At 69.6% G+C, this 14,243-nt stretch carries 12 protein-coding genes; 4 read left to right on the top strand and 8 right to left on the bottom strand.

Annotation, left to right across the window (positions count from 1 at the left end):
- On the bottom strand, nucleotides 1-312 hold a 312-nt coding region (locus ACTIE9_RS03060), incomplete at its 3' end, for a biotin/lipoyl-containing protein (protein WP_439564097.1).
- Complete coding sequence (locus ACTIE9_RS03055) at nucleotides 312-2,498, bottom strand: alpha-ketoacid dehydrogenase subunit alpha/beta (RefSeq protein WP_439564096.1); 2,187 nt, start codon at nucleotides 2,496-2,498, stop codon at nucleotides 312-314. The genes ACTIE9_RS03055 and ACTIE9_RS03060, both read right to left, overlap by 1 nt.
- Before the next feature lie 124 nt (nucleotides 2,499-2,622).
- Here ACTIE9_RS03055 and ACTIE9_RS03050 point away from each other — a divergent pair, with 124 nt between their 5' ends.
- Complete coding sequence (locus tag ACTIE9_RS03050; RefSeq protein WP_439564095.1) at nucleotides 2,623-3,147, top strand: VOC family protein; 525 nt, start codon at nucleotides 2,623-2,625, stop codon at nucleotides 3,145-3,147.
- A gap of 4 nt (nucleotides 3,148-3,151) precedes the next feature.
- Nucleotides 3,152-3,826 carry a GntR family transcriptional regulator gene (locus tag ACTIE9_RS03045; protein ID WP_439564094.1) on the top strand — a complete coding sequence of 225 codons (675 nt, stop codon included), beginning with the start codon at nucleotides 3,152-3,154 and terminating at the stop codon, nucleotides 3,824-3,826.
- On the opposite strand, the gene ACTIE9_RS03040 is transcribed toward ACTIE9_RS03045, so the two are convergent.
- Complete coding sequence (locus ACTIE9_RS03040; protein ID WP_439564093.1) at nucleotides 3,823-4,554, bottom strand: cupin domain-containing protein; 732 nt, start codon at nucleotides 4,552-4,554, stop codon at nucleotides 3,823-3,825. The genes ACTIE9_RS03045 and ACTIE9_RS03040 overlap by 4 nt on opposite strands.
- A 217-nt stretch (nucleotides 4,555-4,771) precedes the next feature.
- Here ACTIE9_RS03040 and ACTIE9_RS03035 point away from each other — a divergent pair, with 217 nt between their 5' ends.
- A complete protein-coding gene (locus ACTIE9_RS03035; RefSeq protein WP_439564092.1) occupies nucleotides 4,772-5,680 on the top strand; it encodes an NAD(P)-dependent oxidoreductase in 909 nt (302 codons plus the stop codon).
- A 37-nt stretch (nucleotides 5,681-5,717) separates the two neighbouring features.
- On the opposite strand, the gene ACTIE9_RS03030 is transcribed toward ACTIE9_RS03035, so the two are convergent.
- From ACTIE9_RS03030 to ACTIE9_RS03015, 4 genes are all read right to left on the bottom strand, one after another.
- Nucleotides 5,718-6,740, bottom strand: a complete 1,023-nt coding sequence (locus ACTIE9_RS03030; protein WP_439564091.1) for a ketopantoate reductase family protein — start codon at nucleotides 6,738-6,740, stop codon at nucleotides 5,718-5,720.
- Nucleotides 6,741-6,771: 31 nt separating this feature from the next.
- Nucleotides 6,772-9,303, bottom strand: a complete 2,532-nt coding sequence (locus ACTIE9_RS03025; protein ID WP_439564090.1) for an ATP-binding cassette domain-containing protein — start codon at nucleotides 9,301-9,303, stop codon at nucleotides 6,772-6,774.
- A gap of 104 nt (nucleotides 9,304-9,407) precedes the next feature.
- Nucleotides 9,408-10,502 (bottom strand): substrate-binding domain-containing protein, encoded by a 1,095-nt coding sequence (locus tag ACTIE9_RS03020; protein ID WP_255160242.1) that lies wholly within the window; start codon nucleotides 10,500-10,502, stop codon nucleotides 9,408-9,410.
- 93 nt (nucleotides 10,503-10,595) lie between these two features.
- Nucleotides 10,596-11,615, bottom strand: a complete 1,020-nt coding sequence (locus ACTIE9_RS03015) for an ABC transporter permease (RefSeq protein ID WP_439564089.1) — start codon at nucleotides 11,613-11,615, stop codon at nucleotides 10,596-10,598.
- Between the two features lie 475 nt (nucleotides 11,616-12,090).
- On the opposite strand from ACTIE9_RS03015, the gene ACTIE9_RS03010 reads away from it, so the two are divergent.
- On the top strand, nucleotides 12,091-13,170 hold the full coding sequence (locus ACTIE9_RS03010; RefSeq protein ID WP_439564088.1) for an SDR family oxidoreductase: 1,080 nt from the start codon (nucleotides 12,091-12,093) through the stop codon (nucleotides 13,168-13,170).
- Nucleotides 13,171-13,263: 93 nt separating this feature from the next.
- Here the strand turns inward: ACTIE9_RS03010 and ACTIE9_RS03005 are convergent, their stop codons facing one another.
- Nucleotides 13,264-14,238 (bottom strand): zinc-dependent alcohol dehydrogenase, encoded by a 975-nt coding sequence (locus tag ACTIE9_RS03005; RefSeq protein ID WP_439564087.1) that lies wholly within the window; start codon nucleotides 14,236-14,238, stop codon nucleotides 13,264-13,266.
- Nucleotides 14,239-14,243 lie beyond the last annotated feature (5 nt).

Below are 14,243 nucleotides of genomic sequence, written 5' to 3'. Positions count from 1 at the left end.
CGGGGCCACCACCACAGAACCCCCGTCGGATGCGGCAGGCGGAGCTGCCGCGGGAGAGGCAGGGGCCCCCACCCCAGCCACTCCCACGATGGCGATGGGAGCACCGACGTCGACGGCGTCGCCCTCCCCGATGAGAAGCTGCAGCACGGTACCGGCCGTCTCGGCCATGTACTCGACGACTGCCTTCTCGGTCTCGATCTCGGCGAAGGGCTGGCCCACCGCCACCTCGTCGCCGGGGGCGACGAGCCACTTCTGCACGGCCGCCTCGGTGACGTTGGCGAGCACCTCGGGCATGCGGATGGTCGTGGCCATCAGGCACCTGCCCCGTTCGCGACGATCGCCTGCAGTGCGGTGACGACTTCTTCCGTGCGCGCGATGGCCGCCCTCTCGAGAACGCGCGAGATCGACGGCGACGACTCCTGACCCGTCACGCGCTGCACCGGCTGGTCGAGCCAGTCGAAGTAGCGGCGCTGGATCTCGTCGGCGAGCCACGCGCCGTAGCTCGTGCCTTGGGCACCCTGCTCGACGATCAGCACGGCGTTGGTCTTCTTGACACTCGCCTCGATGGTCGCCCAGTCGATCGACGCGCGGTCGAGCCAGCGCAGGTCGATGAGCTCGGCGTCGACGCCGGTCTGCTCGATGGCCTCGAGGCTGTGCTTCACCATCGACAGGTAGCTGATGACGGTGACGGCCGAGCCCTCGCGGCGCACGGCCGCGGTGCCGGGCGGGATGATGTAGTCGAGGTCGCCGGCGATGATCTCGTCCTTCTCGCCGTAGAGGTCGACGTGCTCGATGACGAGCACCGGGTCCTGCAGGGCGAGCGCCGCGTTCATGAGGCCGACGTAGTCGGCGGCCGACGAGGGGGCGACGATGCGCCACCCGGGGCTCGTGGCGAAGATGCCCGCCGGGTCCATGAGGTGCTGCGAACCGTAGCCCGAACCCATCGCGACCTTCGTGCGCAGCACGAGCGGCACGGGGTTGTCGCCGCCGAACATGTGGCGCGCCTTGCCCACCTGGTTGAAGACCTGGTCGGCGGCGACCCACATGAAGTCGGGGTACATGAACTCGATGACCGGCCGGTAGCGGCCGTCGAGGGCGAGCCCGCCGCCGAGGCCCATGAAGGCGTTCTCGCTGATCGGCGTGCCGAGCACGCGCTCGGGGTACGCGGTGGCGAGACCCTTGGTCGCGCCGTTCGTGCCGCCCTTGAGGCGGTGGATGTCCTCACCGAGCACCACGATGCGCTCGTCCTCGCCCATCCGTCGCTCCATCACCGCGGCGACGGCGTCGACGAACTTCATCTCCTCGCGAGCGGCGCCGGATCGGCTCGGGTCGAGCACGCGCAGGGCGTCCAGCTCGCTCGCGTCCCCGCGCACGCCCACGTTGACGAACGCCGTGTCGGGCCAGAGCTCGGGGCGGATGCGCCGGCGACCCTGCTTCTCGGGGTCGGCCTCGAGCAGTTCGGCGGTGGCCGCATCCATCGCGGCGACGGCCTGGGCGCGCACGCTCGCGACGCCGGCGTCGTCGATCAGGCCGAGCTTCGTCATCTCAGCGGCGACCCGGTCGAGCGGGTCGCGCTTCTTCCACTCCTGCTCCTCCTCCTTCGTGCGGTAGCCGAAGGCGCTGCCGGGGTAGGGGCCGTTCTGGTGGAAGAAGCGGTAGACCTCGGCCTCGATGACGACGGGGCCGGCGCCCGAGCGCATGACCGCGGCGGCCTCCTGCATCGCGAGGTGCACGGCGAGCGGGTCCATGCCGTCGACGCGCCAGGAGGGGATGCCGAAGCCCTGGCCGCGCACCGAGAGGCGGGTGTCGGCCACCGCCTCCTCGATGTGGGTCGAGACGGCGTAGAGGTTGTTCTCGATGAAGAACGCGACCGGCAGCTTCCAGGCGGCGGCGAGGTTCATCGACTCGAGCACCGAGCCGATCTGCGCCGCGCCGTCACCGAAGTAGTTGATGGTGAGGTCGGTGGTGCCCGCGTGCTTCTGGGCCCAGGCGTTGCCCGTGGCCATGGGCGCGCCGCCGCCGACGATCGCATTGGTGCCGAGCGCGCCGGCTTCGAACCACTGCAGGTGCATCGATCCGCCGCGGCCACGGCAGTAGCCCTGGGCGAGGCCGAGGATCTCGGCGAGGGTGCGCTGCAGCACCGTCTGGATGTCGGCGGTGACGAGCGCGTCGAGGGCGAGGCCGTCTTTCGCGACGTGCGTGAGGGCCTTGGCGAGGAACTGGTGGTGGCCGCGGTGCGAGCCGTTGACGGCATCGCTCGAGCGCAGGCCGACGATCGAGCCGACGGCGCCGCCCTCCTGGCCGATCGACGAGTGCGCGGGGCCGTGCACGAGACCCTCGGCGGCGAGGTCGAGCACGCGCTCCTCGAAGGCGCGGATGAGGTGCAGCTGCCCCAGCATCGTCGCGAGCAGACCCGGGTCGGCCGCCTTCCAGTCGGCGGGCGTGGTCGTGATCTCGACCCACGGAACCTCGGTCTGCAAACGTCGCTGTTTCGCCATGAGAGCGAGAATAGACAACATTGCATCCAATCGCAACGCCTTTGTGGAGAGTTTTCCGTTACGCGGGAGTCAATCGGGGTATATTGCATCCACTGACCGTCCTTTTCCCCGTCTGGAGGCCCCGATGGCACTGCCCGGACTGCGTGGCACCGAGCACATCGGCTTCACGGTGCCCGATCTCGACGAGGCGCACCGCTTCTTCGTCGACGTCATCGGCTGCGAGTACGTCTACACGCTCGGCCCCTTCCAGCGCGACGACGACTGGATGGCCGAGCACCTGGACGTGCATCCGCGCTCGGTCATGCGCGAGCTGCGCTTCTACCGCTGCGGGCACGGCCCGAACTTCGAGGTCTTCCAGTGGGAGCCCGCCGATGGGCAGGCGCCCCAGCCGCGCAACAGCGACATCGGGGGCCATCACCTCGCGTTCTACGTCGACGACCTCGATGCCGGTGTCGCGCACCTGAAGAGGCACGGCATCCTCGTGCTCGGCGAGCCGACCGCGAGCCGCAACGCGAGCGAGGGCCAGCGCTGGGTCTACTTCCTCAGCCCGTGGGGCATGCAGTTCGAGCTCGTCAGCTTCCCCCAGGGCAAGGCCTACGAGCGCGGGGCCGACGTGGTGCTCTGGCACCCCGCGCGTCCGGCAGAGTAGAGCGGTGACCCCGCCCCGCGAGCACGGCGCCGCCGCCGCGCATGTCGCCGACCTCATCCGCGAGGCGATCATCCGCGGGGAGTACCCGCCCGGTGCCCGCATCCGGCAGGAGGAGCTCGCCCTCGAATCGGGAGCCAGCCGCGTTCCGGTGCGCGAGGCCCTCCGCATGCTCGAGGCCGAGGGGCTCGTGACACTCGTCGCCAACACGGGCGCGTGGGTCTCGTCGCTGAGTCTCAGCGAGTGCCAGGAGATCTACCGGGTGCGCGAGCGCGTCGAGCCGCTGCTGCTGCGCATGAGCGGGCCGAGCCTCGACGAACCGGCGCTCGACCGTCTCGACGAGCTCGCCGCCGCGATGGCCGAGTCCGACGATCCGGAGGTGTTCCTCGAGCTCGACCGCGAGTTCCACCTCCTGACCTACACGGGCACCCAGACCGTGGTGCTCAGCGAACTCGTGCACCGCCTCTGGAACCGCACGCAGGCCTATCGGCGCGTGTACACCGGGCTCATGGATGCTCGCGCGCGCCGCACGGTGCACGACGAGCACCGCCTGATCGTCGGGGCGCTGCGCGACCACGACATCGACGCGGCCGAATCGATGCTCGCCGGCCACATCCGGCGCACCCGGCGCCAGCTCGCGAGCCACCCCGAGGTGTTCGCCGAACGCGAGGAGCAGCTCTAGCCGCGAGGCTCCGGCCGCATCGCCTTCATGGCCTGCAGCACCTCCACCGCGGATGCCGGCGGCCGCACTTCGCCCGTCTCGTCGTGGCCCAGGTCGGAGAGCGTCTGGTACGCCATCTCGCGGCGGCCGATGACGAACCAGATGCCGCGAGCGGGCACGTCGCCGGTGTTGATGTAGAGGTGCGGACGCGAGGCGTCGAAGCAGAACGAGTCGCCGGGCTCCAGGTCGTAGGTCTCGAAGTCGATGCGCAGCGAGAGGCGCCCCTCGAGCAGGACCCCGTACTCGAGCGCAGCGTGGCGCATCATCTTGCCTTCCACCGACGACGATGCCGATGGCGCGTAGGTCACGATGAGCGGGTCGGCGATGGCGCTGTCGCCCACGGCGAGCCGCTCCCACGTGACGCCGTTCTCCATCTCGATGACGGGGTTGTCCTCCCGGCGCTGCACGACCGAGTCGCTCCGGCGATCGTTGTCCGGATCAGCCGGCGACGATGCGGTGCTGAGGCCGAGCGCGGGGGATGCGGGGCGCGAGGTGCCCATGAGCCCATCGAGCGAGATGCCGAGGTGGTTGACCAGCGCGTAGAGGGTGCTGACCGAGGGTTGGGTCTTGCCCGTCTCGACTTGCGAGAGGAGGCTCGCGGAGACGCCGACCGACGATGCGACGGCGCGCAGGCTCAGCTTCTTCGATTCGCGCACGCGACGCAGCTCTGATCCGACATCGAACTGCATCAGCACATCCTTCCGTCTACCCACATGATCGTCGTTGATCGACAGCCTCGGTGAACACGAGTCGAGGTCAGCATAGCCGACCGCCCGGTCTACCCCTCCCGATCGGCGGCGTTTCCCGAGGAAGGCGCAGGATCCGTCTCGCGCGCGAAGCCTTGTGAAGTAATACTGTACATTAGGCGCGCATCGAGCGCGTCGGCGTCGTCCTGAGGAGATCATCGTGGATCAGCAGAGCAGCACCGCAGCACCCTCCGTCGCCTTCCTCGGGCTGGGAGCGATGGGGTCGGGCATGGCCTCGCGTCTCGTCGACCAGGGCTACCGCGTTCTGGTGTGGAACCGCAGCCCCGGGGCGGCCGAGCAGCTCGCGTCGCAGCACGGGTCGATCGAACGCGCGGAGTCGGTCGCGGAGGCATTCGCCGCGCAGACGATCGTGCACTCGATGCTCACCGACGACGCCGTCGTGCTCGGCCTGTTCACCGATGAGCTGCTCGCCGGCGTTCCCGCAGGCCGCGTGCACGTGAACCACGCCACGATCAGCCCCGCTGCCGCTGCCGAGCTCGCCGAGCGGCACGCCCGCCACGGCGTCGGCTACGTGAGCGCCCCGGTGCTCGGCCGTTCGACGGTCGCCCACACCGGCGCGCTACTCGTCGTCGCCTCGGGCGACCCGGCCGCGATCGAGGCCGCGCAGCCCTCGATGGAGGCCCTCGGGTCACGCCTCTGGAACCTCGGCACCGACCCGCGACTCGCCGCCGTCGTCAAGATCGCCGTCAACTACTCGATCCTCAATGCCCTGCAGTCGATCGCCGAGTCGGTCACCCTCGTCGAGGCGGGCGGCATCGACCCCACCACGTTCATCGAGATCCTCACCCACACGGCCTTCAGCGGGTCGGCCCACAAGGGCTACGGGCCGATCATCGCCGAGAAGCGCTACCAGCCGGTCGGCTTCGCGATGTCGCTGGGGCTGAAAGGCCTCACCCTGGTCGAGGATGCCGCGGCCGAGCTGGGCGTCGCCCTCCCCGTCGCTCCGGTGCTTCACGAGCTCTTCGAGGCGGCGCTCGCCGACCCCGAGCTCGCCCAGCTCGACTGGTCGGCGGTGGCCGAGGTCACGCGTCGGCGCAGCGGGCGCTGAGCAGCCCGCCCCGATCGGGGCCATGCTCGATCGGGCGTTAGCCTGCGAGCAGCAGCGCGAGGTTCTCGGGTCGCGCCTCGAGCTCGCCAGCCTCGATGCGCAGTGCGAGGTCAACGACGCGCTCGTTGAGCGGCGCCGACCCGCCGAGGCGACGTTGCTCGCGCACGACGAAACCGTTGATCTCGTTCACTTCGCTGCGGCGCCCCTTCATCCAGTCTTGCAGCACGGTCGTGCGGGTCGACGGCAGGGTGTAGTCGGTCAGCACGCGGTCGAGCAGCGTCACGGCGTAGTCGTCGGGCTCAGCCAGATCGGCCTCGGTCATGCCGAAGATCGGCATGAGCCTGCTGCCGGTGGCGAGGCACGTGCGCACGGCCTCCTGCCCCGTCGCGATCATGAACTCGCGCATCCCCGTCAGGCGCACGGCGTCGCCGAGGGGCAGGTCGAGGATGGCCGAGGGCACGAGCTCGGCGGCATTGGCGACGAGCTTCATCCACTTCGACGAGCGAATATTGGGCGAGATCTCGACCGTGCCCGCGGCACGCAGCACTGAGGCCGCCTCCTCTTCGCGCCCGATGGTCGAGGGATGCATGCTGCCGATCGCGAACCACGACCTCTCCGGCGTGCTCTGCCGCTCGACGACGCCCGGTTCGAACATGTTCGATGTGACCTCGATCACAGCGCCGAGCGTCCGCTCGAGGCCGATGATCTCGGCCATGTCATCGAGCTGCATGCCGTTCTGCAGCCCCACCACGAGGCCGTCGTGGGCCACGAGCGGGCGGATCAGCTCGCTCGCCCAGCGCGTGTCGTACGCCTTGACGAGCACGAAGACCAGGTCGAAGGGATCGCGCAGCTCGGCGACCTCGCACAGGTGCTTGACCGTGACCGGCGTCGTGATCGTCGCGTGGGGCATCTCGACGCGCACACCGTGCCGCCGCATCGCCTCGACGTGCGCGGGCCACTGCTCGATGAAGGTCACGTCGTGGCCCGCTCGCACGAGGTCCGCGCCGATGCCGGCACCGTTCGCGCCGGTACCGAGCACCGCGACGCGCGGCGTGCTCATGCGCGGCATCCTGTCACGATCGCCCGCCCGGTCATGCGCGGGGCGCGCTGCGACGACGGCGCTTCGAGCGCGCGATCGCGTACAGGATGGCCGCCGCGAGGATCAGCACGCCCTGCAGGATGTATTGCCACATCTGGTCGAGCCGCAGGAACACCGTCGCGTTGAGCACCTGGATAAGGAGCATCGAGCCCAGCAAAGTGCCGACGAAGGTGCCGCGACCACCGAGCAGGCTCGTGCCGCCGAGCACCACAGCCGTGATGCTCGAGAGCGTGTACGCGACGCCCTGTGCGGGGTCGCCGACGCCGATCTGCGTCATGAGCATGATCGCACCGAGGAAGGTGAGCGCCGAGGTCGCGACGTAGCCGAGCACAACCGTGCGGTTGATCTCGACACCGACGCGGCGCGCCGACTCCTCGTCGGAGCCCGCCGCCCGGAGGCGCCAGCCCCACGGGGTCTTGCGCAGCGCGTACTCGAGACCGAGCACGACGAGCACGAGCACGATGAACGCGACCGGCACGGGGCCGAGCTTGGTCGTGATGATGCTCGAGATCTCGCGATTGATGAAGCCTTCGGCGGTCGGCCGCAGGATGAAACTCATGCCCTGCAGCGCGATGTACACCGTCAGGGTCGCAGCGATCGCGGTGAACTTCGCGTACCGGATCAACGAGCCGTTGAGAAGACCGACGATGATCGAGGCACCGAGCATGGCGGCGAAGCCGAGCACGATGGAGGTGACGGGGGCCTCATCGAGGATGAAGAACGAGCCGACCACGACGAGGAACCCGACGAGCGGGCCGACGGAGAGGTCGATGCCCCCGGTGAGCAGCGCGATCGTCTGCCCCATCGCGATGAAGCCGAGGGCCGACACGAGCAGCAGCATCGACGAGATGTTGAAGTCGCCGAGGTAGCGGTCGTTCTGGGCGAAGATGAACGCCCCGAGGCCGAGCATGACGGCCACGAGCAGCACCGTGGGGGCGTAGTCGCCCTGCAGGAACCGGCGCAGCTTCGCGGCACGGGCTGCCGTGCGCTCGTCGCTCTCGGCCTCGGCGATCTCGTCGACACTGACCGTCTGCGTCGTCGAGCTGACGGCCGCGTGGATCATGCGCTCTTCCGTGAGCTCGTCACCGCGGAGGGTGTCGACGACGTGGCCGCGCGACATCACGATGACCGTGTCGCACAGGCCCTCGAGCTCTTTCGCGTCGGAGGAGGCGATGACGACCGGGATGCCCGATGCCGAGACATCGCGCAGGATCTGGTAGATCTCGGCGCGCGCGCCGACGTCGACGCCCTGCGTGGGCTCATCGGCGAGCACGAGCACGGGCTCGGAGAGCAGCGCCCGCGCGACCATGACCTTCTGCTGGTTGCCGCCCGAGAGGGAGGAGACCGTGGCATCGAGCGAGGCAGCCTTGACCGAGAGCGACCCGAGGGTCTCCCCCACCATGCCCAGTTCGCGCTTGCGGCTCATGAGCGCGCGGCCGCGGAAGCGGCGCAGCGCCGAGACGGCGGCGTTCTCGCGCACCGAGAGGCGCATCATGAGGCCCTCGGTGATGCGGTCGGCGGGGAGGTAGGCGGCCTTGCTGAGAAGCTCGCGCGCCGTCATGGCGCTGCCGTTGATGCTCACAGCGCCGTCGAGGGGCACGAGGCCCGCGAGCGCGCGCAGCAGCTCGCTCTGACCGTTGCCAACGACGCCCGCGACACCGATGATCTCGCCGCGGCGGGCACTGACCGAGACGGAGTTGAAGCCGGGGCCGGTGACCGAGTCGATGACGAAGTTCGGCGCCTCGTCCGACCCCTCGTACTTGGGCGGGAAGGTCGAGTCGAGCTGGCGGCCGACGATGAGCGAGAGCAGTTCCTTGTCGGAGATCTCGTCGACGACCGCCGTCGCGCGCAGCTTGCCGTCACGCAGCACGGTGACGCGGTCGGCGAGCTCGCGGACCTCGGCGAGGCGGTGGGTGATGTAGACGACCGAGGTGCCCTGGGCGACGAAGTCGCGCACGAGGGCGAAGAGCATGTCGACCGACTCCTGGCCGAGGGGGGCCGTCGGCTCGTCAAGCACCAGCAACGCGGGCTTGACCGCGAGGGCCTTGGCGATCTCGAGCAGGTGCTTCTGGGCCACGGAGAGGTTCTCGACGCGGTCGCTCAGGTGAACGCGCAGGCCAGCGGTCTCGAGCAGCCCGCGCGCGATGTCGTCGACGCGCCCACCGGCGAATACCGACTTCGGCAGGGCGACGAGCAGGTTCTCGAGCACGGTCATGTCGGGCATGACGGCGGGGTGCTGGTGCACGAAGGCGATGCCGCGGCGGGCGGCGGCGCGCGGGTCGAGGTCGTCGAGCGCCTCGCCGCGGAAGGTCAGGGTGCCCGTGTCGGGGCGGATGGTGCCCGTCGCGACGTTCATGAGGGTCGACTTGCCGGCGCCGTTCTCGCCGAGCAGCGCATGCACCTCGCCGGGGAGCACCTCGAGCGAGACGTCGGTCAGTGCTGCGACGCCGCCGAAGCTCTTGGAGATGCCGGTCATGGTGAGCGTCGCGACGGTCGTCGGCGCGGCGGTGGCCTGGTTGTTCACGGTTGAACCCTCAATCGGTGCGTGCGAGCGGGTGTGGAGCGGCCGGTCCCCCGGCCCGCAGAATCGAGTTCTACGAGCCGGGGGCCGGGATCGCAGTACAGCTGTTACTGCAGGAGCGCAGCCTGGTCGTCCGGCGACATCTGGGCCGACAGGTAGATGTCACCCGGCAGGTCGTCGCGGCAGGTCACGGGGTTCGGCGAACCGCTCACCGAGTCCTCGAACACCGGAGCGGCGAACGCGGTCTCGCTGGGGATCACACCACCCGTGGCGCGAGCCACGGCGTGCTGCACGGCGAGGCGAACGTTGTCGTTGCCCGTGGCGACGGTGAAGAGCTTGAAGTCCGGGTTCGACGCGTTCTTCTCCTCCCAGAAGCAGCTGAGCACGTTGCCGTCGGAGGTGACGAGCGCGGGGATCGAGCGACCGCTCTTCTCGAACTCGGGCAGCGCGCCGACGAGCGACGGGCCGAAGTCAGACACGATCACGTCGATCTGGTCGTACTTCGCGATGGCCGCGGTGAGCACCTGCTGCGTCAGAGCCGGGTCCCAGTTGGTGACCTCGTAGGGCTGCTCGCCGATGTACTGGTACTTCGGGTCGGTCAGCACCGACTCGAAGCCCGTGCGCTCGTCGATGCCCTGGCTGTTGCCGGCCGGGCCCGAGAGGAACAGGATGTTGGCGCCGTCCGGGAAGTTCTCCAGGATCCAGTTGCCCCACGCGACACCGTCAGCGACGAAGTCGGCGCCGACCCAGAGGTCGTAGTCCTCGCCGTCGACGCCGTTCGGGTTGACGCGGTAAGGAACCGTCACGACGCCCGCCTCGTACGCGCTGCGGAGCGCGGGGAGCATGGCCTCGCCGGCGTCCGGGAAAACGACGATGGCGTCGGCACCCGACGCGACCATGCCCTGGATGTCGGAGATCGACTTCTGCGTGTCGCCCTGGCCGTCGGCGTAGAGGTACTCGACGACGCTCGGGCACTTGGCGACCTCGTCAGCACCGGCGGCCGTGGTGACCAGGCGCCAGCTGTTGCCGCCGAAGCCGTCGAGCAGACCGACGACGGCCTCCTCGGGGCCGCACCAGTCGGGTGCGCCCTCGACCGGCGCGCCCGGCTCAGCCGGCTCCTCGGACGGAGCGGCACAGCCCGCGAGGACGAGCGCCGTCAGTCCCGCTGCGGCGATGGCCGCGGAGATTCTGCGGTGAATCATGGTTTCCTCCATTGTTGAGCGCGACGGCCTTGTCGCACATCTCTTGGTGCACCCGCTCCGGTGGAGCGGGTGGTTCGGGGTGTTGCTGGTGGCTCAGGGGGTTGCAGGAACAGCGGGCTCGCCCCGAGGGGCGAACCGCTGACGGAGAGCGGCCCAGTTGACCGTGTAGATCGCGACGCCGATCGCGAGAGCGGCGGCCTGGACGAGGGTGCGCACCGCGAACGGCACGCCCAGAGCGAGCACGAACTGGTCGAGCTGGCTGAGGAACAGGGCGGCCACCACGGTGGCCGCGGGGAAGCCTCGACCGCCGAGCAGCGAGGTGCCTCCCAGCACCACGACGGCGACCGAGGTGAGCAGGTAGCTGTTGCCCTGGAAGGCGGTGGGCTGGTTCGTGATGCCGGCGAGCAGGATGCCCGCGCTCGCGAAGAGCAGCTGGGCCCACACGTAGGCGGCGCCCTGGTGCGTGCGGTATCGCAGCCCCGTCGCGCGCGCCGCGGCCGGGCTCGCGCCGACGGCCTCGAAGCGCCGGCCGACGACCGTCTTCTTCACCATGATCGTCACGAGCACGAGGAAGCCGATCGCGAAGAGCACTGCGTTCGGGATGCCGACCGTGCGACCGCCGGCGATTTCGCTGAGGAGGTTCGTCGTCGTGCGGGGGATGCCGCCGGAGATGCCGAGCACGGCCCCGAACAGCAGGGCGTTGGTGCCGAGAGTGGCGATGATGGGGTTGAGCCCGAGGCGCCCGACCATGAATCCGTTGAGCAGCCCCGCTCCGATCGCCCACGCGAAGGCCACGAGCACGGCGGGCAGCAGCAGCGCGTCGTCCTCGTTGGGCATGTGGGTGACGATGACGACGGCGAGCGAGACCGAGCCGGGCACCGACAGGTCGATGCCGCCCTGCTGCACGACCAGCATCTGGCCGAGGCCGACGATCGCCAGCACGGCCGCGAAGGGCAGCATGCCGAGCACGGCGCCCTGCGAGACGGAGCTCGGCGCGAGGAGGCCGCTGAGCATGATGAGGGCGACCGTCGAGATGAGCACCGTCAGCAGGCCCTTCGAGATGCCGAAGCGGGCGCTCGTGAGCAGTCGCGGCGATGACGTGGCGTCGGCCATGCTTTCCCCTTTGAAAGAGTCGGTGCTCCCGGCCGCTCACGCTGGACGGGGTGTTGAGTCACACTTTATGGAAAAGCGCTGGTGTTCACAAGCGTTGTTCATAACAATTCCGCTTCCCGCGCTATTGCCGTTCCTTTTCCGCGGGTGAATCCGGGTGCAGTCGCTCGCGTCGAGAGTGCCGCGCAGCCCGTGCGCGACCGTCCGCAGCGGCCGGTCCGGCTCGCATCATGCTCCTGACCAGCCCCCTCCGACAGGGACCAACGTCCCGCATTCCGCGAATTCTCTATGTTTCTGGATGTTCTTTGGGTGCGCGGGCCTGTCGTGAGGCGCGGGATGCCCAGACCGCGCCCGGCCGGGAACGAGCATCCCGTGCTCGAGGGCCGCTGCCGCACCGGCCGCTCGGCATCGACGCGGCGCGCGCGGTGCGCTACCGTTTATCGCAACTGAACATCGTCGTTCGAAAGGCGGCTCTTTGATGAACACTGCACACACCCGGCGCGCGCTCGTCGTGGGCGCGACCGGCATCGCCGGCCAGACGGTCAGCCGTCAGCTCGTCGAGGCGGGGTGGGAGGTGCACGGCCTCGCGCGTCGCGGCAACTCGATGGTCGAGGGCGTCGTCCCGATCCAGGCCGACCTGCTCGACGCCGAGGCGACCGCCGCGGCCCTCGCGGGCCTGCGCCCCGAGATCGTGATCATCACGGCCTGGATCCGCAAGGACACCGAGGCCGAGAACATCGCGGTCAACAGCGCGACCCTGCGCAACCTCTTCGCGGCGCTCGAGCCCGACGGCGGCGTGCGGCACGTCGCCCTGCTCACGGGGCTGAAGCACTACCTCGGCCCCTTCGAGGACTACGCGACCGGCGTCAAGGCCGAGACCCCCTTCAAGGAGTCGGAGCCCCGCCTGCCGAGCCCCAACTTCTACTACGCGCAGGAGGATGAGCTGTTCGCGGCCGCCGAGCGCATGGGCTTCACCTGGAGCGTGCACCGCTCGCACACCGTCTTCGGCTTCGCGGTCGACAACGCTATGAACATGGTGCTGACGCTGTCGGTCTACGCGACCATCTGCAAGGAGCTCGGCCAGAAGTTCATCTACCCCGGCTCGGTCGAGCAGTGGAACTTCGTGACCGACGTCACCGACGCCGAGCTGCTCGGCGAGCAGCTCGTGTGGGCTTCGACCCACGAAGAGGGCGCGAACGAGGCGTTCAACATTGCCAACGGCGACGTCTTCCGCTGGCGGTGGCTGTGGCCGCAGATCGCCGAGCACTTCGGTGTGGAGTGGGAGGGCCCGACGGGCACGCCGCGCACCCTCGTCGCCTCGATGACGGATGTCGCCCCCGAGGTCTGGACGCGCATCGCCGAGCGCGAGGGCCTCGTCGAGAGCGACGTGAGCAAGCTCGCGTCGTGGTGGCACAGCGACAGCGACCTCGGCCGCGAGGTCGAGTGCATCACCGACATGACGAAGAGCCGCGAGGCCGGGTTCCTCAACTTCCGGTCGACGCGCACGAGCTTCTTCGACACCGTCGCGCGCTACCGCGAGGCGAAGTTGCTGCCGTAGGGCGGACCGGCACGACGAAGGGGGCGGATGCGCACAGCATCCGCCCCCTTCCGGTTCGCGCGCGGCCGACCCGAACGGCCGCGCGCGACCGTTCTACAGCGACGCGTCGAACTCGATGTGCGCCTTGATCGTCTGCGCCGGGTTGCGCGCCGCCGCGACGGCCTCGGTCGCCGAGTCGACGTCGAAGCGCTGCGTCACGAGCGAGGTGAGGTCGATGCCCGCCTGCGCCATGAAGCGCAGCGTGTCGGGCCAGACGCCCGGCGAGCCGATCGAGCCCGTGATCGTGAGCTCCTTGGACTGGATCAGCCCCAGCTTCGCGGGCGCCTCGCGGCCCACGTCGATGCCGATGTAGCCGACGCGGCCCTTGAAGGCGGCGATCTCGAGCGCCTGCGCCATGACCTCGGGGCGACCCGTCGCCTCGATCACGACGCTCGCGCCGCGGCCCCCCGACTCGCGGTCGAGCACCGCGGCCAGCTCGTCGGGCGAGACCGCGAAGTGGGCCCCCAGCGACAGAGCCTTCTCGCGGCGGTGCTCGCTCGGCTCGACGACGATCGTCTTGGCGCCGAGCTTGGCCGACGCGGCCGTGACGCACAGGCCGATCGGGCCGGCACCGAGCACGACGAGGGTGTCACTCGCGTTGACATTGCCCACGCGCATGAGCGCGTAGTAGGCGACGCTGAACGGCTCGACGAGCGCGGCGTTCGTCCACGAGACGCCCTCGGGCAGCTTGTGGAGCCACGACTCCTTCGCCACGAAGAACTCGGCGGCCGCGCCGCTGATCGAGAAGCCGAAGTGGTCGTCGCCGATGACGCACTCGCCGACGACTCCGTCGCCCTTCGTCAGGCCGGTGACCTTCGAGCCGACGGCCATGACCTCGCCCGACCACTCGTGGCCGGGGATGATCGGGTACTGGAAGGGGATGATGTAGCGCCCCTCGAGCAGCTCGATGTCGCTGTGGCAGACCCCGACCGAGCGCGCGGCCACGAGCACTTCGTCGTCGGCGATCTCGGGAATGGGTAGCTCGTCGACCTGCGGGGTGTCGACCGAGACGTACTGCAGTGCCTTCATGAGAG

Origin of the sequence: Microcella sp., from assembly GCF_051860105.1 — a bacterium.
Taxonomy (GTDB): domain Bacteria; phylum Actinomycetota; class Actinomycetes; order Actinomycetales; family Microbacteriaceae; genus Microcella.
Note: the sequence above shows the minus strand (reverse complement) of the source record. Positions and strands in the feature narration are given on the sequence as shown.